The organism is Flavobacterium poyangense (assembly GCF_011751075.1).
Classification (GTDB): domain Bacteria; phylum Bacteroidota; class Bacteroidia; order Flavobacteriales; family Flavobacteriaceae; genus Flavobacterium; species Flavobacterium poyangense.
Genome location: NZ_JAALLN010000006.1, coordinates 58,221 through 82,210, shown reverse-complemented (window position 1 = coordinate 82,210; position 23,990 = coordinate 58,221). Strand labels below are relative to the sequence as shown.

Sequence of the window (23,990 nt, the reverse complement as noted above, 5' to 3'; positions counted from 1 at the left end):
TTTAGAAATATCAAACAAAACACAAAACCTTTCAAGCTTACATTTTACAATTTACCTTTTACAACTCACAACCTAAATTGATTAAAACCCGTTTATCAAGCTGAGCGAAGTCGAAGCCCCCTCTTTATTATATCAGTTTCAGGTTTATTAGGTTTGATCCGTAAATTTAAACCCAAACATCTTTTTAAAAATACCTTTCTTTTTTAATGTATCTTTAATCATTCCGAAAATTTGTTAAGATGAAAGCAACTTTACTTCAAATAAAAGACTTTTTGCAATCGGTTCATTTTAAAAAATATGCCAAACGCTTTGGCTTTTTTATTCTGAGTTGCATCGCACTTCTTCTTCTTGCTTCGGGTACTTTGTCTTTTTATTTCAACCGGAATAAGCCTGAAATTATAACCAAAGTAAATGCTAAAATAAACGAAAACATCAACGGTGATTTTCATATTGGTGATTTTCAGTACAAGTTTCTAACCGGTTTTCCGAACTTTACTCTGGCTTTAAAAGAGGTCAGCCTCAAAGACAAACAATGGAAAACACACAAACATACCTTACTAAAAACCAAAGAAATAGAAGTACGCCTGAACGTTTGGAGTTTGCTGCAACACGAAATCAACATTCGTAAAATCCTGATAAACGAGGCCGAAATCTACCTTTATAAAGCCGAAAATGGTTATTCGAATTCGGATATCTTTAAACCTAAAAAGAAAAAAACGCCAGAGGACAAATCCGAAACGGAAACTACAATTGGTCAGATCGAACTCAACAATGTACATTTTACTTTAGACAATCGCATTGGTCATAAACTCTTTGATTTTGATGTTGCCCGTTTAAAATCAAAAGTAGATTACGATGGCGACGACTGGCAGACCAATTTATTTTTAAAAACTACTATTAAAAGTCTGGCCTTTAATACCGTTCATGGAAGTTTCGCTAAGCAAAAAGTACTTCAGGGTACTTTTGACATTTCGTACTCCTCCAAAAATCAGAAAATAAATGTGAACACCCGTAACTTAAAAATCGGAACGGATTCTTTTGATATTCGTGCTTTTTTTAATGTCGGCAAAGCCAATTCCCAATTCGGAATCAATATCGGGACTACTATTTTATGGCAAAATGCTTCGAACTTATTATCGGATAACATCAGTTCTAAGCTTAACCGATTTAATCTAAAAAAAGAAATTGACGTCAATTGCGACATCAAAGGAGACTTTAATGATCAGGGCGATCCGAGAATTGTGGTTCAAGCCGAAATCGCCAACAACGAACTCACCATCCCCGACGGACTTTTTACCGATTGTAATTTTAAAGGGATTTTTACCAATAATTTCAAGTCCAAAGACGGATTCAACGATGCCAACTCAGCCATTATTCTGAGTTATTTTGATGCGAAATACCATAAAATTCCAGTTAAAATTCCACGTGTCGTCATCAATAATTTAGAAAATCCCATTGCCACAGGAAACATGAGTTCTGATTTTGACATTCAGAATATCAACGAAATGTGCAGTGATAAATGGATTCATTTTACTAGTGGCCATGCGCATGCAGGTTTGAATTTTCAATTTAACATTGTCGATCTGTACATCACCAAACCCCGATTTACGGGCAATGTAAACATAAGCGACGCCTCGTTTGACTATGTGCCAAAAAAAATTCACGCCGAAAAAACAAACATTGAACTCAATTTTACCGAGCAGGCGCTTATCATTAAACAAATTACCTACAAACACAAGAACAACAGTTTTCGCATAAACGGAAAAATCGACAACTTCCTGAACCTCTATTATGACGCTCCCGAAAAAATGGTTGTCAACTGGAATGTCTATTGCCCAAACATCGATGTAAAACAATTTTTAGGAATCTTAAAAACCTCTCAAACCAAAAGATCCACGCAAAAGGCGGCCAAAAATATCAATTTCTCTAATCAGATGCGGTCTGTAATCGAAAAATGCGCGGTAGTAATCGACCTCAAAGCCGATAAAATCAACTACGGAAAACTAACCGCCACCCATACATCGGCCGTGATTCAGATGTTAGATTCAAAATTGTCCTTAAAAAACGGTTCGGTGCAAACTTCAGGTGGAAGCATCGCATTTAGCGGATCAATCGAACCAAAAGGAACTAATTATACGTTCCGCTCTAATGCACAAGTTAGCCGTGTTGATATTGCAAGCTTTTTGCATTCGTTCAACAACTTCGGAATTCAGTCTTTCAGTCCAAAAAACATCAAGGGAAAACTCAGTTCGAATGCCAATGTAAGTGGTTTAATAAACAGCAAAGGTGAACTAGTCACCAACTCTATGACGGGAAGTCTGAATTTCAAAGTCAATCAGGGAGCCCTGCTGGATTTCGAACCAATTGTAAGAGTCGGCAAATTTGCTTTTCCGTTTCGAGATGTCAAAAACATCACCTTTAGCGATTTATCCGGCAATGTCAATTTACGTGGAGAACAAATCGATGTCCACAATCTAACCATCAGCTCAAGTGTCTTAAACTTTGACATCGAAGGCATTTATTCTTTTGGCCGTGGCACTAATCTAGGCCTCACCATTCCACTCCGCAACTCCAAAAATGACGTCAAACTAGCCAGCAAAGCCGAACGTGATGCCGTCCGCCAACGTGGTATTGTGTTGCATTTGATAGCTTTGGATGATGAAGGGAAGATGAAAATTAAGTGGGGAAAGAGGGATAAATAGACGTTGTAATTTGTTCTGGAGTGAGATAAAGAACACCTGTCAACTCACTCTCTTTTTGTCATTCTATGTTTGCAGAGTTGCCGTCTTGTTGTCATTCCGAAGAATGAGGAATCGCAGTAGTAGCTCCATACAGCATGTCGCCAATCTTTGTTGAATTTCTTGTGCGATTCCTCATTCTTCGGAATGACAAAATTGTCGCTTAATCTTATTCATCTGTCATTCCGAATGACAAACTAAGTGCAAATAGGAGTCAAAAACAAAAAAAGCCACTCTTCAGTGGCTTTTCCCGTTTAATCATTCAACCTCCAAATAAGGATCCAGAGTTTCTGCTAATTTGTTCAGCCAGTAAAAGCTATCATCGAAGTTTGTATTATCCAACTGAAGGGATTCCTGTTCTCGCATTACATTTAGAGCAAATAAATAATTTACTTGTCTAATGGTTTTAGCCATACTTTTAGAGTCAATTGAATTATTGAAAAAATCAATTACTCTCAATTCTGTTTCTTTCGAAAAGGTGTTTGTACTCATAATCTTTGTGGTTAGGAAATATAAAACCCGCATAGCTTAGGTGTCCTACGCCACAAAGTGCGTTACAGTTGTTTCCAATACTGTCACCATACCACACGGGCAAAAGTTTTTCTGAATTCATGATCTTTGTGTTTAGGACTGCAAACATACAAAAACCAAAAAAGTTATCGGTACTCTCTTTAATTTTTATCTACTGTCATTTTATAACTGTTATCCAAATTCTTTATCCCTCAGAAATGACAAGATTACCGAAACAAAATACAGCTAATTTTTTTCTTTACATTTTCATAATATTTCCTTAACTCGATTGTTTTTTAATGCTAAAAATAATAGCTTTGAGAAAGAACATATAAACAATAAGTAATATGAAAATTCAAATCAACACAGACAAAAACATTGAGGGACATGAGAGATTAGGAGCTTATTTTTCTGGCGAATTAGAAAAAACATTAGCCCGTTTTGAAGATAAAATTACACGCGTAGAAATACATTTTGGAGACGAAAATGGTGAGAAATTCAGCCTGCACGACAAGAAATGTGTTATTGAAGTTCGTACGGCAAAATTACAACCCATCACCGTTACGGAACATGCGGAAAGTATCGAAAAAGCTTTTCAGGGTGCCTCTGCTAAAATTAAAAAATCACTTACTACTACTTTCGAAAAAATGAAAGCGTATTAATCTATATACTAACAAATAAAAAATGGCATTGTCTTACGGGATAATGCCATTTTTTATTTCCTGCTGTTACCACTTCGACTAAACTTTATCAATCTATTAAGATAATAATAACGGTTTTCGATATTGTAAGAAGTAAATTTGCTGTCCCAAAAAAGAGGCTTGTACTTTCTCATGAAACCTACTTCTTTTAAGGATTTTCAATAACAAATCATTTAAAATACATCCATGAAAAAGCAACTACTCGTACTACTGGCAGTACTATTTATTGGCTTTAGTGCAAATGCACAGGTAAAAACCACCGAAACAAACGTTTTAATTCTGATTCATTCGCAAGGCGGAGGAACTTACAAAATGGCAAAAGCAATTGCCGAAGGAATTCAGGAATATCCAAACGCAAAAGCGACTATAAAAAGAGTTCCATCCATAAATACAAAAGAAAAACTAAATGCCGAGGTAGAGAAATTACTCATCGCAACGATTGACGAATTGGCTAATTACGACGGAATCGCTTTTGGAGGCCCTGTTCATTTTGCGAATATCAGCGCAGAGATAAGCTCCTTTTTCAGCCAGAGCATTCCACTTTGGACTTCGAGAGCTTTAGAAGGAAAACCGGCAACCGTTTTCATGTCGGCAGGATCGGGAGCAGGAAAAGAAGCTGCCATTTTATCTTTTTGGAATATCCTCGCTTCACACGGAATGATCATTGTTCCAACAGGAATTATGGGAACAGCCACTTTAGACAAAACAGTTCCACAAGGAAATACGCCTTTTGGTGCTACTTCCTTAGCCGGATCAACGGGAACAAGACCTTCTCAAAGCGAATTGAATCTAGCCAAAGAACAAGGAAAAGCTTTAGCAAGAGCCGCTTCCGGATTGAAAAATACGGTAAGTGCCAAAATTCTAAAAACAACTTCGATAGAATCTAATGTTGGTTCTGACATCAATAAAACTTTAAAAGAGAATAATATCACACTTCCCGAAGCTCCAAAACCGGTTGGAAATTATGTGCCGTTTACCATTTCGGACCATAAAGTTTACATCAATCAAGTAGCTCTAAAAGAAGGGAAAATTTTAAATCCCGGAAAAATCGGTGCAACCGTTTCTGATGAACAAGCCAAAGAAGCTACTTATCAAACGATGCTAAATGTAATTGCCGTGTTAAAAGAAGCTTGCGGTGGTGATTTAAACAAAGTAAAACAATGTGTGCAACTAACGGGTTATTTTAACACTACTCCCGAATACACGCAACATGCTGCGATCATGAATTCGGCTTCGAATTTAACCGCTTTGGTTTTCGGAGAGAAAGGCAAACACGCCAGAGCAACAATTGGTGCTTTTTCATTGCCAGTCAACTCAGCTGTTGAGATTCAGGCTGTTTTTGAAATAGAATAAGTTTTAGGACAGACATAAAGGGGTAAAAATTCCAATCTTTTGAAATTCCAAATTCCAATTTTTCACAAAACAAGAAACCCGAATACAACTGCTGTATTCGGGTTTCTTGTTTATATGAAATTATGTTTTATGATTTTGGTAAGGGTGCACCAACAGCAACATCACAACGATGTCCGGGTTGTCCGTGTGCCGGATTCATTCCTTCGGCTACTTTTGTTTCGGTTTCTGTGCTTAACAATGCCGGAACCGGATTATTTGCGGGTGGAGTTACGGTAAATTTCTGCGTTGAAGTTCCGCTTTGTGAGGGAGTTCCCGCTTGCGAAGCCGCAACAGGTTTAGTCCCTGCCGGAGAGTTCAAAGGAGCTCCCACCGGAATATCACATCTGTGTCCGGGTTGTCCGTGCGATGGATTCATTCCTTTGGCTACTTTTACAGGAGCAACCGTAGACGTTGTAACGACCGGTTGACCCGGTTTTACTTGCATCGTTTGCACCGGTTGCGCAGTAGTCGTTTGTTGTGTTTGCTGCGTTTGTGTCGGAGCTGAATTTAAAGGTGCGCCTACGGCAATATCACAACGATGTCCGGGTTTTCCGTGCGCCGGATTTATTCCTCCTGTTGCATTCATAACTGTATTTTGATTTGCAACGGGTGCCTGAGCTACCGGATTGACTTTCGTCGTATCTTTCATCAATCCTAATTTTATCAATTCTGATGCCGGAGTATTTTCCTGTGGTTCCAGTTCTTTTTTGCAAGACACCAGAACTAAAGAGGAGATTACCAGAGCGCTTATATAGATTTTCGGATTCATAATTTTTCATTTTTTAGTGCAATCAAATATACTCGTTTTTGATTGATTTTATAATTGTATTTGGCAAAAAATTGAAACCATGTAAGTGATGTAAGTTCATGTAAACTTTATGGCTACTTGTAGTGGTGTTTCGCAAAGTTTTTTTTACAAAGGGTCTGTTTTTGCTCGCAAAGACGGAAAGCCTTTCGCACGCAGATTAAGCAGATTAAGCCGATATTTTTGTTTTGTTATTTTGGTAAAAACAATCTAAATAAATCTGCTAAATCTGCGTGAAAAAATTTCACTGCGAACATAGGAGACGCGAAGTCGCAAAGTTTTTATTTCAAAATCACTTTGCGCTTTTGCGACTTGGCGTGAAATTTTAAACGCAAAGTATACAAAGCTTTATATAAAAACTCCCAGCGCCCTTTGCGAAAACCCTTTGCGCACCTTGCGGTTAAACCCCGGCACAAAATATATATGAATTCACATCACTTATATGGTTTAAAAAAACTTTTACTATATTTCTTAACTTTAAAACCAAATAATCTCACTTATGAAAAAACTACTCTTACTCCTATTCTTCATTACCACCTTCACGAATGCACAAAATGCAGAAAAGGAAAAAATCAACCAGGTCCTTAACGCCTGGCACAAAGCAGCTGCCGATGTAAAGTTTGAAACTTATTTTGATTTCATGACCGACGATGCCATTTTTATTGGTACAGATGCAACAGAAAACTGGGTAAAACCTGACTTTAAAATCTGGGCAAAACCCTTTTTCGATAAAGGAACCACCTGGAACTTTACCACTTTAGAACGTCATATCTTTTTTGATAAGTCCGGAAAAACAGCCTGGTTTGATGAATTACTAAATACACAGATGAAAATCTGCCGCGGATCGGGTGTTTTAGTAAAAGTTGGAAAAGAATGGAAAATTCAACATTATGTTTTATCCATGACCGTTCCAAATGACGAAGTGGATGCCGCTATTAAAATAAAAGCACCAATTGAAGACGTGTTAATCGAAAAACTTCGAAAAAAATAAACATTTTCGCGTTTTCTTTTTACAATTGTAACTTTTCGAACACTTTACAAAACCAAATGCGTATTTAATTGTATCACATTTATCAATTAGGGCTCTTTTTTTGATCTTCAAAATAGAATACTATCAAAAAAACGAGCCTGATTTTATAAAATACATCAAAATAGAACTCATACCCCTATTTTTTAAGCTATTAAATTCAAAATATTTATTTTTTCATAACTTTACCCCTAATTAAAACAGGGTCAATATAAAGTATTTGAAAAATGAAAATAGAAAAACGCTGGATCATTTCCTTTATTATTATCAGTATCGTTAGTATCACAGGTGCCATTTGGCCAACTGTTACAGAAAACGATTATATACGATCTGAATTTGGTACTACTGAACATATCATTCCTGCCGATGTTGCCTGGATGCTCACCTCCTGCTGTCTCGTTTTGATTATGACTCCGGGACTATCCTTCTTTTACGGAGGAATGGTGGGTAAAAAGAATGTTATTTCGACCATGTTACAAAGTTTTATTTGTCTGGGCGTTGTAACGCTTTTATGGGTTACTGTTGGTTTTAGCCTTGCTTTTGGAGATCCTATAGGATTTGGCTCAGGAGACCATTTTTACAGTTTCTTTGGCAATCCGACCACTTTTGCCTTCATGGATTATGTTGGTGTTCTTCCACATAAAAAACTTGCGAGTACGATTCCGTTTATGTTGTTTGCTTTATTTCAAATGAAATTTGCGATTATCGCTCCGGCTATTATTACCGGTTCCTTTGCAGAACGTGTTCGTTTTATTTCGTATCTGATTTTTATTAGTTTGTTTACCATTTTCATTTACGCTCCGTTGTGTCACATGGTTTGGTACCCAACAGGTATTTTAGGAAGTTATTTTGGCGTGAAAGATTTTGCAGGAGGAACAGTAGTGCATATGAGTTCGGGTTTTGCAGCACTGGCCGGAGTTTTGGTTTTAGGAAAAAGAAAAAACAGTCTGCATATACCAACGAACATTCCTTTTGTATTATTAGGAACAGGAATGTTGTGGTTTGGATGGTTCGGATTCAACGCCGGTTCGGCACTTGCTGCCAACGGAACGGCTGCAATGGCTTTTGCCACAACCACTACAGCATCGGCCGCTGCCATGTTGACTTGGGTTTTCTTTGACCGAATGAACGGCAGAAAAGTTTCAGCTCTGGGAGCCTGTATCGGGGCAGTTGTAGGCCTGGTTTCTATAACCCCTGCAGCAGGTTATGTCTCAGTTCCTGAGAGTATGTTTTTTGGTTTTATTACCGCTTTGGTTTCCAACTCGGTGGTGAACTGCAGTTTCTCAAGAAGATTTGATGACACACTAGATGTTTTTGCCTGCCATGGTGTTGGCGGGATTATGGGAATGATTCTAACAGCTATCTTTGCCCATGGTGAAAAAGCAAGTTTATTACACGGTGGCTGGAACGTATTTGCACATCATATGATGGCATTGATTCTGGTTTCTGTATTTACTTTCTTTGGTGCTTATTTTTTATTCAAATTAACAAATTTCATTATTCCACTCCGTGTCTCCGAAGAATCTGAACACATCGGTCTCGATCTATCCCAACATGACGAGACACTGGATCCCAAAATGTTAGCAGTACCCGAAACAGTTTACACTTAACAGTATCGTTTGCCGCGAATTGCACGAATCTACACGAATTATTTTCTGTTTTTAATTCAAAAGAATCCGCGTTTTATCCGCGTTTTTGCGATAACAAACCCGTATAATCCGCGTCCATTTCGACGCAATCTATGTACACGATTAAAACAAATTCAAGACCAGGAAAACATCAATAAAAAAATTCGCGGCAACTCGTGAAATTCGTGGGAAAAAATTTAAACCCATCAGCGCTATAGTCATTCCGTTTATATTCCTTAATTTTGCTGAAAATTTTTGTAAAAGTGGGAAGTAAAAATAAACTAAAAAGATTCAGAGAAAACGAAACATTTCAAAACGTTTTTCAACCGACCAGAGAAGAGGTTGTAGGTGATTTAATGCCTCTGAAAGGGAAATGGAATTCTGATTTCTTTAAAAATGACAATCCATTAGTTTTAGAATTAGGATGTGGAAAGGGTGAATATTCTGTTGGATTAGCAGAAAAATATCCCAACAAAAATTTCATTGGAATTGATATTAAAGGTGCCCGTTTCTGGAGAGGAGCTAAAACTGCAGTGGAAACAGGTTTGCATAATGTTGCTTTCGTCAGAACTCAAATCGAATTAATCAATCATATTTTCGCAGAGAACGAAGTAGACGAAATCTGGATTACTTTTCCGGATCCGCAAATCAAATACAAAAGAACAAAACACAGAATGACCAATTCTGAATTTTTGAAATTGTACAAAAGAATCCTTAAAAAAGACGGTGTAGTCAATCTTAAAACCGACAGCGAATTTATGCACGGTTATACACTTGGATTGTTACACGGAGAAGGTCATGAAGTTTTATATGCAAATCACAATGTATACAAAAACGAAGGTAGCCCTGAAGAAGTTACTGCTTTTCAGACTTTCTATGAAAAACAATATTTAGAAATTAACAAGGCAATTACGTATATTCGTTTTAAAATTAAAGACTAGTTTAATTTTAAAAACACCTTTTTTTAACCCATCAATCAACTGAATGACATTACTCACTCCTCTACTTTCCGGTTTTATTGCTGCTTTCATTGGAATTATCCCACCCGGATTAATTAATATGACAGCCGCTAAAATAAACCTGAAAGAAGGAAAAAAGAATGCTTTATGGTTTACGGTCGGAGCCGTTTTGGTTATTTTATTTCAGGTTTCCCTGGCCGTTTTATTTGCCAGGGTGATTGATAGCCGACCGGATGTTGTTACTTTATTACGTGAAGTTGGTTTTGGTATTTTTTCTATACTAACGATTTATTTTCTGTTTATAGCAAAAGAACCCAAAGCCAAAAAGTCAAAAATTAAAAAAAGCAGCAAAAAAAGCCGCTTCTTTTTAGGTATGTTGCTTTCGGGTTTAAATTTCTTTCCGATTCCTTATTATGTAGTGGTAAGTGTCACTTTGGCGTCTTACCACCTTTTTGCCTTTGAAAACAACATTATCTTTACTTTTGTTTTAGGTTCTGTTTTGGGTTCCTTTATGGCTTTGTACAGCTATATCGCTTTCTTTGGAAGAATCGAAAAAAAAACGGATTACATGATGCGAAACATGAATACCATCATTGGAAGCATTACCGGATTGATTTCAATTGCTACGCTTTTTAATATTTTAAATTACTATTTTAGTTAAACTTTAGAAAGGTACAAAGGTACAGAGGCTCAAAGGTGCAGAGGTTTTGAGTTCCGAAATATTAAATTAACCGTTAGGGGAAATTACTACGAATTTGCGTAAAAATATAACTCAGAATCTTAGCAACTTAGTGCCTCAGAACCTTCTTTAAAATTAACTTTAATTTCAAAAAAATGGCTGAAGATAATTTTTTCGAAAGAGTTTATAGTATCGCCAAACAAATTCCATATGGAAAGATCACTTCTTATGGCGCCATTGCAAAGGCTTTGGGAACGGCTCGTTCTGCCAGAATGGTCGGCTGGGCAATGAATGCCTGTCACAATAGAGACGATATTCCTGCACATCGTGTGGTAAACCGAAAAGGACTTCTAACCGGAAAACATCATTTTGACGGAACCAATCTAATGCAACAACTACTCGAAAGCGAAGGTATTGAAGTTGTCAACAATCAAATTGTAGATTTTGACAAACATTTTTGGGAACCAAAAATAGACTCCTAGTTTTTTTTTAAAACATATAAGTATTTTTTTTCCAACATATAAGTGATGTAAGTTCATATTAATTGTGGGCGGGTATTTGAGTTGCAACTACAAGCGAGCAAAGACTTTACCCACAAAGCTTAAATAAACTTACATAACTTATATGGTTCAAAATTTAGATAAGGCAAATCACAAAGTCGGTTTTATCTTCGTCGGTTTGGTAGCTCAGATAGCCTCCGTGAGCTTCTATAATGTTTTTTGAAAGTGTTAATCCAATTCCGGCGCCGTCTTTTCTGGTGGTGAAAAACGGCAGGAAAACTTTGTCTTTAATTTCGGGATCGATTCCTTTTCCATTATCCGAAATCACGATGAAAAATCGATTATTCTCGGTATAACTGGACAAAAACATCTTCTTTTCACTTTTGTCCTTCAGCGCATAAACGCTATTGGTAATTAGATTGATAATCACCTGCTCCATTTGGTTTTTATCAATCAAAATATAACGTGAACTATTGATTTCATTTATCAACTCGATATTTTCCGCTTTCAGAATTGGCATCATAACTCTCAGACAATCCTCAAAAAGCGCATTTATAGGTGTCATTGCCTTATTCGGAGTTGGAAGCATCGCCAGTTTTCGGTAATTTTCGACAAAAACCTGCAGATGATCACTTCTGTTTATAATGGTCGAAATACTGCTTTTAATATCATCAAAATCTTCTTCTTCGAGTGCTTCCTGATCCACAATATGTAACAGATTCTGAGAAAGCGCACGAATTGGTGTTAAGGAATTCATCAATTCATGAGAAATAATTTTCATCAAATTGATCCAGGCTTCTTTCTCTTTTTTCTCAATTACACGTTGAATACTATCCAATAAAATAATAAAATATTCTTTGTCGTAGGTTTTTGTACGCGAGGTTTGTAACATAAAAGTCTGCAAATCCTGATCTTCTATTTTAATTGAAATCGCTGTTTTTAATTCGGCAAACTCTACGTTCTCAATTTCATCACAAAGGGAGGGCAGATAATTTTTGAGGTAATTCCAATGACTAACTTTCGGGACTTTGAATAAATTGGAGAAACAATCATTCATCAAAAAAATATCCCATTCTTCATTGTTTTTTTCCAAAATCAAAGTGGCCGTGTCGATACTATTCAGAATCGAACGATAAACCAATTCTTTGGATGTATGTTCCTGTTTTTGGACTTTTAAGGTCTCGTATAAAAGGTACAAATTACTGAAATTACCTTTTTTATTCTCTTCCGGAAAATTGGTCGAAAAGTCATTTTTTAATATCGAAAGCACTATTTTATCATAAAAAACCAATTCGCTTTTCATATAAAAATACATTTCTGACAAGGCTATAATTACAGCTGCACCAACCAGGATTGAGTTATAATGAAAGCCTTTATAAAACAAAAAGGCACAAAAGAAGAACAGTACCATTACCAATAATACGCGAACAAACAAACCGTTATAAAACTTCCAGTCTCTCATGATCAGTTGTTTTTTAAGTCATATTTCTCCAATCTTCTGTACAAAGCCGCTCTTGATAAACCCAGCTCTTCGGCTGTTTTACTGATGTTGCCATTGTGCTTAAACAAAACCTTTTCAATTGCATGTTTTTCCATTTCAGATAACGGATTATCATCGTTTTCCTGAAAATCCTCAAAGTCAAGAATATCCAGATCGGTTACCGAAATCGTATTGTTCTCAGCTAAAATCAAAGCACGCTCGATCTTATTTTCCATTTCTCGAATATTTCCTTTCCATGGATATTTCTCTAAATAAGGCGCCACATTATCTTCAAAATACCAGTTTTCCTGATTGTACTTTTCGGCAATCTGATCTAAAATAAAATCAGCCATCGGGACAATATCTTCTTTTCGATCGCGCAGGGGTGGCAGATAAATTTCCATCGTATTGATCCGGTACAGTAAATCCTCCCGAAACGTTTTGTTCTTTACCTCAGCTTTAATATCATTGTTTGTTGCGGCAATAATCCTCACATTCAAAGGTCTTGCCTTACTTTCGCCCAGACGGGTAACGGTTTTCGTTTGTAGTACATGCAATAATTTAGCCTGAAGATGCAAGGGAATATTACCAATTTCATCCAGAAAAATAGTTCCTTCTGAAGCCATTTCGAATCTTCCTGCTGTATCGACCTTTGCATCGGTAAAAGCGCCTTTTGCATATCCAAAAAGTTCACTTTCGAACAAACTATCGCTTAATGACCCTAGATCAACATGCACAAAAGGCTGTTTCTTTCTTTCTGATTTTTGGTGAATAAAGTCCGCAAAGACATATTTCCCGGTTCCGTTTTCTCCCAGAATTAAAACATTGGCATCGGTTCGGGCTACTTTTTCAGCAATAGAATAGGCTTGTTTGATTTTAGCAGAAGTCCCTGTAAAGTATCTTTTCTCTGTTGTTTCTGTTGGTGTTTTCTTTATGTTTTTCCTGCTTTCGGAAACCGCTTTATCTATGGTCTCCAATAATTTTTCATTGTGCCAGGGTTTGAGCACATAATCGAACGCACCGATTTTTATGCCCTCGACGGCGGTATCAATTTTACCAAAAGCAGTCATTAAAATAACAACGGTTTGTGGCGAAAGTGCCTTAATTTCTTTGAGCCAATGAATTCCCTCCCGTCCGTCTTCAAAACCAATTCGGTAATTCATGTCTAATAAAACCACATTAATTTCATTTTCACTTAAAATTGAAATGATTTTTTTAGGGCTGTTTGTCGTAAAAATGGTTTCAAAATGTTTTTTGAGGATCATTTTCGCCGAAAAAAGAATCTCTTCCTGATCGTCAACGATTAATATTTGAGCTAGTTTTTTTCGCATGGTTTTTATTTTTGTTCGATTTCGAACGGTCAACTGTTCATTATCGAACAGTCCTTTTTTTGGGTTGTTTTTAAAGCCTCTTTAAAATCAAGGCTTTACAAATAATACTTTTTGTGGCACAGTATTTACCTATTGACTATCAGTAAATTATTTTAAAAAATGGACACGATAATCCCTCGTAAAAATAGAAAATTTAGAAATCTCACAATACTAATTGGTGTTTTTTTAGTTTTGGCCGCACTCTTCTTTTTTTCGTTTAGCACGAAACGAAATCTAAATGTAAAAGCAAATGAACTAACAATACAAAATGTCGAAAGAGCTTTTTTTGAAGATTTTGTCGTTTTCCAAGCCAAAGTAGAACCTCTAAATGTAATGTTGGTAAATGTAACCGAAGGAGGATCTGTAAAAGAGATTTTTGTTGAAAATGGGGCAATGGTAACCAAAGGACAATCTTTGGCCCGCTTATACAATCCGAATACCGAACTAAATTATCTGACTCAGGAAACAGCAATTATCGAACAAATCAATAATCTGAATACAGGTAAACTAAACATCAGAAATCAGGAACTAAACCTAACCAAGGATTTGGTTTTAATAGAACACGATTATAACGACGCCAAAAGATTGTACGACATGAACTCGAAATTATTTGCCAAAGATGTGATTTCGAAAAATGACTGGAATACTTTTAAAGAGAGCTTACGTTTTCAGGAAGAGCGAAAAAAGACGATTCAGCAAAGTATTCAAAAAGAAAAGGCGAGCAATCAGGTTCAGATTTCACAAATCAACCTTTCGATACAAACCATGGAAAAAAGTCTGGATATCTTAAGAAACAACAAAAAGAACTTTTTGATTACAGCTCCGGAATCCGGAAGACTGACTTCTTTTGAACCGGTTTTAGGAAAAACATTTCAGGCTGGCGCAAGCATCGGAAAAATAGATTCTAAAAAAGGATATAAACTTGTTGCAGACGTTGACGAATTTTATCTCGAAAAAATCAGAGAAGGTTTAAAAGGTCAGGTTGAATTTAAAGGACAAACTCTTGAAGTTTTGGTAACCAAAGTGATTCCGGAAGTAAAAGGCGGTCATTTTACAGCAGAATTGGTTTTTACTTCTAAAGAAAAAATCACACTGCAAGACGGTTTAAGCTTTGGGGTAAAACTAATTTTATCTGAGAAAAACAAAACCTTGGTCATCTCAAAAGGAAGCTTTAATCAGGAAACAGCCGGGAAATGGATTTTTGTAGTCAAAGGCAATAAAGCCGAACGAAGAAATATCAAACTAGGTCGTGAAAACCCTTCTTATTACGAGGTTCTGGAAGGATTAAAAGAAGGAGAATCCGTGATTACTTCTTCTTACACAGACTACAAAGATATCGATGAGTTATCGATCGGCACTGAATAGTTCGTTTGCAATCGCAGTGTCAGTCACATCTCACATCTCACATCTCACATTTTACATTTTACATTTTACATTTTACATTTTACAACAAAAAAAATCATCAATCATCAATCAAAAAACGTTTTTAATAACAACTTACATCTTAAAAATATGATAACCATTCAGAATTTAACCAAAGTTTTTAGAACTGAAGAAGTAGAAACCTCAGCTTTAAGCGGAATTAACTTAACCATTAAAAAAGGGGATTTTTTAACCATTATGGGACCTTCGGGCTGTGGGAAATCAACTTTACTAAATATAATAGGACTATTGGACAGTGCCTCTGACGGCAGCTACAAATTATTAGATCAGGAGATGATCGGCCTAAAGGAAAAAGGAAGAGCGCAGGTGCGCAAAGAAAATATCGGTTTCATTTTTCAGAATTTCAATCTGATCGATGAACTTTCGGTTTATGACAATATCGAATTGCCTTTGCTTTACAACAATGTAAAAGCTGCCGACAGAAAACAAAAAATCGAAGCAATTGCTGAAAAACTGAATATCTCGCACCGACTAAAACACTTCCCGCAACAGCTTTCAGGGGGACAACAGCAAAGAGTTGCCGTTGCAAGAGCTTTGGTAAATGACCCTAAAATTATCCTTGCCGATGAGCCAACCGGAAATCTGGACAGTAAAAACGGTAACGAAGTAATGGAACTCTTAACAGATTTGCACGCTAAAGGTGCTACAATTCTGATGGTTACCCACTCTGATTATGATGCTTCTTTTTCGCAAAGAACAATTCACATGAAGGATGGAGTTATTTTCTCTGAGAAATTAAATCAGAGAAATGTAGATGTTTTTATGGACGTAAAATAAAAGACAAAATGATCAAATTTATCGTAACTGCAATCGTAATCCTGTTAGGATTTGTTAGCAAAATTTTAGCAATGATTTAAAAACCCAAAACGGGTTTGTAAAACTTTTTAGTTACTTAAAAAGTAACTGTAACAACTATAAATTTAAAAAAATGATTTCTAACTGGTTCAAAATATTTATTTACCATTTAAAACAAAACAAGCTGTTTTCCTTTTTAAATGTTTTAGGATTAAGCATCGGTATTGCAAGTATTATTTTCGCTATTTTATATTGGAACAACGAAAATGCATATGACCAATGGAATCCCGAAAAAGAAAACACTTATCAGGTCCTAAACAAAATCGGCATGACCGGCGACATTTGGGCATCCAATTCTATTCCTTTTGGGGAAACCTGTAAAGCCACTATTCCTGAAATTGAATCGATCTGTTTCCTTAATAATATTTGGTATGACGATGCTCCTATAAAATACAATGGAAAAAAGATAATCGGTTCAAAAATCACCTTATCCGACAATGGCTTTTTTGATGTTTTTCCTTTCCCAATCATAAAAGGAGCCAAAACGAATATTCTTAAAGAGCTTAATAGTGTTGCTCTATCTGAAGAAGCGGCAGAATTAATTTTTAAAAACGAAGATCCGATTGGCAAATCAATTAATTATGCCAATAAATTTTACATCGTAAAATCGGTTTACCGCATAATCAGTCCCTCTTCAATCGAGCCAAATTATGTTTTTGGCGGAATTCTCAGAGATTCTGACAAAAACAGCTGGGGTAATTTTAATTATGGTTTGTTAGTTAAAACCAAAAAAGGAGCCGATCCGGATGCTGTTTTAAAAAAAATGCAGCATGTTAACTTTGTCAACAGAACCGAAAAAGAAGCCAAAGAAAGCGGTAAAACAGTTGCCGACTACGTAAAAGAAAATGGCGAAACCACTGTAATAATTGACCAGTTAAAAACCTCTCGTTTGCATGGTACCAAATCTTCTACAGGGCGCAATTATCCTGAAGGAAGAGGAAACTTGCAATTGCTTTATATCATAATTGGTCTGTCGATTTTGATCTTGGTTTTATCATTAGTAAACTATATCAATCTGGCAACAGCATCGGCTATAAAAAGAGCTAAAGAAGTTGGCGTTCGTAAAATTGTCGGGGCTTCAAAAAATCAAATTATCCAGCAGTTTATATTTGAAACTACTATAATTGTTGTTTTGGCTATTCTCTTTGCTTTGGCTATAGTCGAGCTTTCATTACCTTTTTACAACAGCTTTTTAAATAAAAACCTAACCATGAATGGTGGTGAATTTTACCTGCAGCTTATTTTTATTTTTGGATTAGTAATTATTCTTGCGGGTATTTTCCCTGCCGTTTATATCTCCAATTTTGAAACACTTAAGGTTTTAAAAGGTAATTTTTCCAGAAGTAAAAGCGGTATCTGGATTAGAAACTCCATGCTTATTTTCCAATTTGGAATCGCGGCCTTTTTTATTGTAGGTGCTTTAATCGTAAACTCGCAAGTAAACTACATGATGAACAAAGACCTCGGATTTAGTGGCAGTCAGGTCATCAGAATTCCTTTTAACACTCCGGAACGTATTAAAAGAACAGACAAATATCTGGCATCAAAACAAGAGATCCGAAAAATTCCGGGAGTTGAAGATGTTTCTACTTTTGCCGGAACTTTTGGAAACAGTACCAATTCGAGTTCAGGATTTACACATAATGGCATTTTTGTTCAACCTCGAAATGTTGAAATGGATTTTGGTTTTCTTGAAATGATGAAAATCAAAATAGTAAAAGGTCGTGATTTGTCTCCTCAATTTGCTTCAGACACGGTGAGCAACATGCTACTCAATGAAACCCTTGTTAAAGCCCTAAACCTTAAAAACCCTATAAACACTATTATTAGCTCAGGCTGGGCGAATGATCAGGGTGAAAATATGAAATTTAGAATTGTTGGAGTTGTAAAAGACTTTCATATTACCGGATTACAAGAGAAAGTTCCTCCTATGGTTTTTATAAATCTTGAAACTTTAGAATGGAATAATTTCAACAATATCTATGTAAAAGTTTCTCCCAATAACCTAAAGGAAACTTTAGCAAAATTACAAGCTTACATGGAAAAAAATATAAACGCAGATTATCCTTTTGAATATGAATTTGTCAATAAAGATTTTGCAAAAACCTACGAAGAGCAGATAAAACAGAAAGACTTGTTTTTTATTCTAAATCTTGTTGTAATTATCATCGCCATTTTTGGACTTTTTGCTTTGGCATCCTTTTCAATGGAGCGACGATTAAAAGAAATTGCAATCCGAAAAACCTTAGGTGCGGAAACCAATATTTTATTGAAAGAATTATCCAAACAATACATTCTTTTCTGTCTGATGGGATTTCTTGTGGGAATCGTCCCTGCTTACATTTTATTGCAGAAATGGCTTGAAGATTTCGCTTTCCGAATCGGAATTTCGCCTGTCCCTTTTAGTATTGCTCTTATTTCTTTACTGTCCTTAACGCTATTGATTGTTTTAACAAAAGCTTATCAGGTAACTAAAATAGATGTACTGAAATACTTAAAATACGAATAAACTTGTAGACCAATACCATTTTTTTAATTTAAACCCGACAGTTTTTTAAAAGCTGTCGGGTTTGTTTTTTTGAATATTCCAATTATTTCATACTAACCGTCGAATCAGAATAAAGTAATTTATCTAAGTTTTCATCTCTTCCGTAAACATCAGAAAAAAAACTAATTTCTCCTTTGTCATTAACCCAGGAGGTAAAATAGCCTATGTAAATCGGGATTTTTCTTTTGAGCATACAGGTGGTTTCTTTTTCGCCACGCATCGCAATATCGATTTTATCGACAGGTCAATCCGGATCGTCTTTACAATCGCAATCTTAATTTTTAAACTAAAGACAGAGCCACAACTATATATTGGGTACTAAGACCATAAATCAAATCTAAAAAAAACGAATATAATTTTATCCGTATCTAAAATTAAACCCCGAAGAATTATATCTCATAAAAGTAGTAATTTTCTTATGTTAAATTAAAAAATATCGCAAAATGAGAACAAAATTAAAAACAAAGTTTTTTATTCTCTTGTTTCCTATAGTAGGTTTCGGGCAAACACAAATTGGAGATGATTTTACTTCTAATATAGAAAGTTCCAGTTTTTCACTCTCTAAAGATGGTACTGTTTTGGCCATTGGAATACCTTTCGACAAGTTGAATCCCAAAATTCCAGGTCAGGTACAGATATATAAAAAAAACGGCGATGTTTGGAAACAGCAGGGAAATTTTATTAATGAAGGAGGAGCTCAAGACTTTTTTGGCTCACGTATTTCACTGAACACAGATGGCAGTATTGTAGCCATTGGAGCTCCTTTAGAAAACGCAAAACGAGGTCGAGTTCGCATATATCAAAAGACCATGAATGTCTGGACGCAGCTAAGTGATTCTTTTAACGAGAAAAACACTGACAATTACTTTGGTATTAAAATCTCACTGAATGAAAATGGCAAAATCTTAGCTATTAAAAGTTATAGTGAAATAAAAACATACAACAATAACGCCAGAACTTGGAGACAGATAGGAAATAAGATCGATCTAAAAGACCCTTCTACATTTTCACTCTCCGGAGACGGTAACATTTTGGCTATCGGAAAATACGATGAAAGTGGTTTAGACTTTTCGGGCGTAGTGCGGGTATACGCTAATATTTCAGATACTTGGACACAAATAGGAAAAGATATTCATGGAAAAAAACTTGAGAAGATGGGGTTTAATGTCATACTATCCGGTGATGGAACTACTTTAGCCGTCACCTCCGGCTATGATAGCCCAGCACTTGTAAGGATATATCGCAATATTTTAGGTGAGATGGTTCAATTAGGCGCTGATATACAACCTATTAACCCGAATGGATATTATCCCAACACTATTGACGTATCACTTTCTGATGACGGCACCATTCTGGCTCTTAAAACTAATTCTTCTAACGGAAATCCCAATACTAGTATTATCATATATAAATATACTAAAGGAAACTGGACGCCAATAGGAAAAGAAATTTATACAAAAAAAAGAGAATATTTTATCAACGTTTCACTTTCTGGTGATGGTCTAACTCTGGCTACTTCCAGTCAATTTATTGTTAACAACCAATATAACAAGCTTTTCAGGGTATATGATTTATCCTCTCTTTTTCCCCCCTTAAGCACAGACCGTTTTGAAACAATAACCGCCATACTATATCCTAATCCGGCCTCAGAACTTGTAACACTTGATCTTCAAAAAAATGTACAGCTAAAAGAAGTAAACATTTACGATGCACTAGGCAAATTGATAAAAACTGCCAAAAAGAATATCATTGATGTGAGCACTCTGTCAAGCGGAACTTATTTTTTTGAAATAATTACCGATAAAGGAAAAACGACCAAAACAGTGTTAAAAAATTAAAAAGACAAATCGAACATCAAGTTATTAATTTTTTAGATTCATACTAACCGCCGAATCAGAATAAAGCAGTTTGTCCAGGTTTGCATCTCTTCCGTAAACATCAGGAAAAAAACTAATTTCTCCTTTGTCATTTACCCAGGAGGTAAAATAGCCTATATAAATCGGGATTTTTCTTTTGAGCATACAGGTGGTTTCTTTTTCGCCACGCATCGCAATATCGATTTTATCGACAGGTCAATCCGGATTGTTTTTACAATCGCAATCTTAATTTTTAAACTAAAGACAGAGCCACAACTATATATTAGGTACTAAGACCATAAATCAAATCTAAAAAAAACGAATATAATTTTATCTATATCTAAAATCAAACCCCGAAGAATTACATCTCATAAAAGTGGTAATTTTCTCATGTTAATTTAAAAAATATAGCAAAATGAGAACAAAATTAAAAGCAAAATTTTTTATTCTCTTGTTTCCTATAGTAGGTTTCGGGCAAACACAAATTGGAGATGCTAGCAATGGATTTGACTCCGATACAACTATTTCACTCTCTAAAGACGGTACTGTTCTGGCTGTTGGATTACCTAACAGCAGTGTAAACGCCAACAGGTCAGGTCAGGTTCAGGTATATAAAAAAACCGGCGATATCTGGAAACTAACAGAATCTCTTAATGGAGAAGAAGCCGGAGAACAATTTGGCTCTACTATTTCTCTGAATGCAGATGGCAGTATATTAGCTGTTGGAGTACATAAAAAAGAGGTAAATTGGAAATATCAGGGCCAAGTTCGGGTATATAAAAATACAATGGATGTTTGGACACAGATAGGAGATTCTTTTAATGAAGTAGGGACTAGTGATCGATTGGGCTACACTATTTCACTAAATGCAGATGGTAGTACTTTAGTTATTGGGAGTGACACAGGAAATATAGTCTATAAAAATAGCACCGGAGTCTGGAGACAGATCGGAGACAAGATAAGTTCCGAATATTCTACAAATTCTCTCTCTAGCGATGGTCATGTTTTAGCCATTGGAAATCCTTCTGAAAGTAGTTCAAACTTTTCGGGCGTAGTACGGGTATACGCCAATATTGCAGAAACTTGGACACAAATAGGCAAAAACATTTATGGAAAAAAAAAACAAAACGATAGGTTTGGTGAAATAGGTTATAAGGTCTTACTATCCCATGATGGTACTACTTTAGCTACTCTTTCGGATTACGGTACAAGTATTGCAAAAGTATATCGCAATATTTCCGGGACTTGGGTTCAGCTAGGTACCGATATTCAACATGAAAACATTGCTAACAATAGTTATGCATCACTTTCTGATGATGGCACCGTTTTGGCTTTTACTGCTCCTTCTATCAGAGAAAATTCAAGTCATGTTATAATTTATAAATATACCGCAGGAGCCTGGACACAGATAGGAAAAAATATCTTTGCAGAAAACAAGAATGAAATTACAGATGTTTTATTATCCGGCGATGGCTTAACCTTAGCTATTAACTCTAGCTTTAGTTATAACAATAGTTTTAGGACAAAGATTCAGATATTTGATTTATCCTCTACCTTAGGCACAGATCGTTCTGAAACTATAGCTGCCGTGTTATATCCTAATCCTGCCTCACAGCTAATAACACTCGATCTTCAAAAAAATGTACAGCTAAAAGAAGTAAACATTTACGATGTATTAGGTAAATTGATAAAACCTGCCAAAAAGAATGTCATTGATGTGAGCACTCTTTCAAGCGGAACTTATTTTTTTGAAATAATTACCGATAAAGGAAAAACGACCAAAACAGTGTTAAAAAATTAAAAAGACAGATCGAACATCAAGTTATTAATTTTTTAGATTCATACTAACCGCCGAATCAGAATAAAGCAGTTTGTCCAGGTTTGCATCTCTTCCGTAAACATCAGGAAAAAAACTAATTTCTCCTTTGTCATTTACCCAGGAGGTAAAATAGCCTATATAAATCGGGATTTTTCTTTTAAGCATACAGGTGGTTTCTTTTTCACCGCTCATCGCAGTATCGATTTTATCAACAGGCCAGTCCGGATCGTCTTTTAAAATGGCAAGCGCCAGCCCTTTTGCTTCTTTTACATTGATACAGCCATGGCTGAATGTACGCTTCTCAAAATCAAACAAACTTTTTGCAGGAGTGTCATGCAGATAAATATCATTCGGATTTGGAAACATAAACTTAACCAATCCTAAAGAGTTTTTGGGTCCGGGTTTTTGTCGTACACGACCGCCATTCCACTCCATATTATGCTCTGCCAGATAATTTTTATTGCTGGCAATCTGAAGCTTCAATTCGTTTTTAATAATACTGGTTGGCACATACCAATACGGACTAAAAACAATTCGATCCATATTACCACTAAAAATCACGGTTTCGGTCATTCGGGTACCCACAAAAATATCAGATACCAGATTGTATTTGCCATCCTTTACATAAATCAGTCTAAACGAAGGGATGTTTACCATAATGTACTCCTCAGCTCTCGCCAATTTAGTAGGAATCCATCGGCAGCGCTCCATATTGAGCATAATGGTCTTGATGCGTTTAGAGATAGGTTCGTTCAGCTGATCAATGTGTTCTTTTGTTAAAGCATAATTCAGCTTCAGACCGTATCTCTTTTTATAATTGAGAACACCTGCCATAAGCTCTTCATCGTAAACATCGCTTTTAGAATCCTGAGCAAGATCTCCGACCGCAAATAAACGTTGTCTCACATCCTTTACCGTATTAGAAATATCAAACGGTTTTAAATCTTTATAAGTCGCAGCATCAATCCTAATGGGCTTCCACAAACTATCCGTTTCTATCTTTCGGTATCTTTTTAGTGCCGCCTGAAGTTTATAATACTGCTCAAATAAAAGATTATCATCTTTGTCTAAACGATTAGAATCAACAATAAGCGAATCTAATATTCTGGAATACGAAATAGTCTTGGCAGGAAGATACCACCCTATTTTCTTGAGTGTTGCAGGATCAACACCCGAATAAACATTACTGGCATAAAAGACGTACATATTGGTCAGCAATAATTCCGTATCGATCTCACTCGGTTGTTCTGTCGAGCTTTCGTTAAAAGCTTCATCAATATCTTCTTTATAGGGCATCACATTTTCTATCCCCTGGTCTTTAAGCACATTTACCTTTTGATACAATAAATTACCAAACTCGGTGATGTTCTTTTCATCGTACCAAATCGATTTGTAGGCTCTTTTTTTATAAATATCCACAACATCTTTTTTGTATTTCTTTAGTTTGGAATATTTTTTAAAAAACTGATTCACCACAACACTATCCAGAGAAACTGCCGAAATAGTATTGGGAACCACAATAGAATTCTCAAAAGTCTTCTTTGTTATTACTTCATTATTACGAAATGATTTAAAAGAAGATGTAAAAAAACTAATCGTACCAATTAGAATTAAAAAAGTAGAATTTCGCATAATTATCTTATTTAAGTTATATAAATAAATCTTTACGAAAAATAGCGA

The 23,990-nt window shown here is 35.8% G+C and carries 20 protein-coding genes; 13 read left to right on the top strand and 7 right to left on the bottom strand.

Annotated elements, in window-relative coordinates:
- Window positions 1-239 precede the first annotated feature (239 nt).
- The gene (locus G3A47_RS12125) at window positions 240-2,702 is read left to right on the top strand and encodes an AsmA family protein (protein WP_166922647.1); all 2,463 of its coding nucleotides are present in this window, start codon (window positions 240-242) and stop codon (window positions 2,700-2,702) included.
- Window positions 2,703-2,996: 294 nt separating this feature from the next.
- Here the strand turns inward: G3A47_RS12125 and G3A47_RS12120 are convergent, their stop codons facing one another.
- Window positions 2,997-3,230: a hypothetical protein gene (locus tag G3A47_RS12120; RefSeq protein WP_166922645.1), complete on the bottom strand. Its 234-nt coding sequence runs from the start codon at window positions 3,228-3,230 to the stop codon at window positions 2,997-2,999.
- Between the two features lie 365 nt (window positions 3,231-3,595).
- On the opposite strand from G3A47_RS12120, the gene G3A47_RS12115 reads away from it, so the two are divergent.
- Together G3A47_RS12115 and wrbA are read left to right on the top strand one after the other, a co-directional pair.
- Window positions 3,596-3,910, top strand: a complete 315-nt coding sequence (locus G3A47_RS12115; protein WP_166922643.1) for an HPF/RaiA family ribosome-associated protein — start codon at window positions 3,596-3,598, stop codon at window positions 3,908-3,910.
- Between the two features lie 225 nt (window positions 3,911-4,135).
- The gene (gene wrbA / locus G3A47_RS12110; RefSeq protein ID WP_166922642.1) at window positions 4,136-5,302 is read left to right on the top strand and encodes an NAD(P)H:quinone oxidoreductase; all 1,167 of its coding nucleotides are present in this window, start codon (window positions 4,136-4,138) and stop codon (window positions 5,300-5,302) included.
- Window positions 5,303-5,429: 127 nt separating this feature from the next.
- Here wrbA and G3A47_RS12105 read toward each other — a convergent pair whose 3' ends face one another.
- Window positions 5,430-6,110, bottom strand: a complete 681-nt coding sequence (locus G3A47_RS12105; protein WP_166922640.1) for a hypothetical protein — start codon at window positions 6,108-6,110, stop codon at window positions 5,430-5,432.
- Between the two features lie 535 nt (window positions 6,111-6,645).
- Here G3A47_RS12105 and G3A47_RS12100 point away from each other — a divergent pair.
- From G3A47_RS12100 to G3A47_RS12080, 5 genes are all read left to right on the top strand, one after another.
- Complete coding sequence (locus G3A47_RS12100) at window positions 6,646-7,137, top strand: nuclear transport factor 2 family protein (RefSeq protein ID WP_166922638.1); 492 nt, start codon at window positions 6,646-6,648, stop codon at window positions 7,135-7,137.
- Between the two features lie 263 nt (window positions 7,138-7,400).
- On the top strand, window positions 7,401-8,783 hold the full coding sequence (locus G3A47_RS12095; protein ID WP_166922637.1) for an ammonium transporter: 1,383 nt from the start codon (window positions 7,401-7,403) through the stop codon (window positions 8,781-8,783).
- Window positions 8,784-9,064: 281 nt separating this feature from the next.
- Window positions 9,065-9,742, top strand: a complete 678-nt coding sequence (gene trmB, locus G3A47_RS12090) for a tRNA (guanosine(46)-N7)-methyltransferase TrmB (RefSeq protein WP_166922929.1) — start codon at window positions 9,065-9,067, stop codon at window positions 9,740-9,742.
- 43 nt (window positions 9,743-9,785) lie between these two features.
- On the top strand, window positions 9,786-10,421 hold the full coding sequence (locus G3A47_RS12085) for a LysE family transporter (protein ID WP_166922635.1): 636 nt from the start codon (window positions 9,786-9,788) through the stop codon (window positions 10,419-10,421).
- A 173-nt stretch (window positions 10,422-10,594) separates the two neighbouring features.
- Window positions 10,595-10,921, top strand: coding sequence for an MGMT family protein (locus G3A47_RS12080; protein WP_166922633.1), 327 nt, complete (start codon window positions 10,595-10,597; stop codon window positions 10,919-10,921).
- Between the two features lie 154 nt (window positions 10,922-11,075).
- On the opposite strand, the gene G3A47_RS12075 is transcribed toward G3A47_RS12080, so the two are convergent.
- Both G3A47_RS12075 and G3A47_RS12070 read right to left on the bottom strand, forming a co-directional pair.
- Window positions 11,076-12,401, bottom strand: a complete 1,326-nt coding sequence (locus G3A47_RS12075) for a sensor histidine kinase (protein WP_166922632.1) — start codon at window positions 12,399-12,401, stop codon at window positions 11,076-11,078.
- A gap of 2 nt (window positions 12,402-12,403) precedes the next feature.
- Window positions 12,404-13,750 (bottom strand): sigma-54-dependent transcriptional regulator, encoded by a 1,347-nt coding sequence (locus G3A47_RS12070; protein WP_166922630.1) that lies wholly within the window; start codon window positions 13,748-13,750, stop codon window positions 12,404-12,406.
- Between the two features lie 159 nt (window positions 13,751-13,909).
- Between G3A47_RS12070 and G3A47_RS12065 the strand changes: the two genes are divergently transcribed.
- From G3A47_RS12065 to G3A47_RS12055, 3 genes are all read left to right on the top strand, one after another.
- A complete protein-coding gene (locus G3A47_RS12065) occupies window positions 13,910-15,154 on the top strand; it encodes an efflux RND transporter periplasmic adaptor subunit (protein ID WP_166922628.1) in 1,245 nt (414 codons plus the stop codon).
- Between the two features lie 147 nt (window positions 15,155-15,301).
- Window positions 15,302-16,009, top strand: coding sequence for an ABC transporter ATP-binding protein (locus tag G3A47_RS12060; protein WP_166922627.1), 708 nt, complete (start codon window positions 15,302-15,304; stop codon window positions 16,007-16,009).
- A 151-nt stretch (window positions 16,010-16,160) separates the two neighbouring features.
- Window positions 16,161-18,596: an ABC transporter permease gene (locus G3A47_RS12055; protein WP_166922625.1), complete on the top strand. Its 2,436-nt coding sequence runs from the start codon at window positions 16,161-16,163 to the stop codon at window positions 18,594-18,596.
- Window positions 18,597-18,678: 82 nt separating this feature from the next.
- Here the strand turns inward: G3A47_RS12055 and G3A47_RS23885 are convergent, their stop codons facing one another.
- Complete coding sequence (locus G3A47_RS23885; protein WP_243860440.1) at window positions 18,679-18,828, bottom strand: hypothetical protein; 150 nt, start codon at window positions 18,826-18,828, stop codon at window positions 18,679-18,681.
- A 250-nt stretch (window positions 18,829-19,078) separates the two neighbouring features.
- Here G3A47_RS23885 and G3A47_RS12045 point away from each other — a divergent pair, with 250 nt between their 5' ends.
- Window positions 19,079-20,473, top strand: coding sequence for a T9SS type A sorting domain-containing protein (locus tag G3A47_RS12045; RefSeq protein ID WP_166922623.1), 1,395 nt, complete (start codon window positions 19,079-19,081; stop codon window positions 20,471-20,473).
- A gap of 24 nt (window positions 20,474-20,497) precedes the next feature.
- Here G3A47_RS12045 and G3A47_RS23880 read toward each other — a convergent pair whose 3' ends face one another.
- Window positions 20,498-20,656: a hypothetical protein gene (locus tag G3A47_RS23880; protein ID WP_243860438.1), complete on the bottom strand. Its 159-nt coding sequence runs from the start codon at window positions 20,654-20,656 to the stop codon at window positions 20,498-20,500.
- A 250-nt stretch (window positions 20,657-20,906) separates the two neighbouring features.
- Here G3A47_RS23880 and G3A47_RS12035 point away from each other — a divergent pair, with 250 nt between their 5' ends.
- Window positions 20,907-22,292 carry a T9SS type A sorting domain-containing protein gene (locus G3A47_RS12035; protein WP_166922621.1) on the top strand — a complete coding sequence of 462 codons (1,386 nt, stop codon included), beginning with the start codon at window positions 20,907-20,909 and terminating at the stop codon, window positions 22,290-22,292.
- A 24-nt stretch (window positions 22,293-22,316) separates the two neighbouring features.
- Here the strand turns inward: G3A47_RS12035 and G3A47_RS12030 are convergent, their stop codons facing one another.
- The gene (locus G3A47_RS12030; RefSeq protein ID WP_166922619.1) at window positions 22,317-23,942 is read right to left on the bottom strand and encodes a L,D-transpeptidase family protein; all 1,626 of its coding nucleotides are present in this window, start codon (window positions 23,940-23,942) and stop codon (window positions 22,317-22,319) included.
- Between the last annotated feature and the right edge of the window lie 48 nt (window positions 23,943-23,990).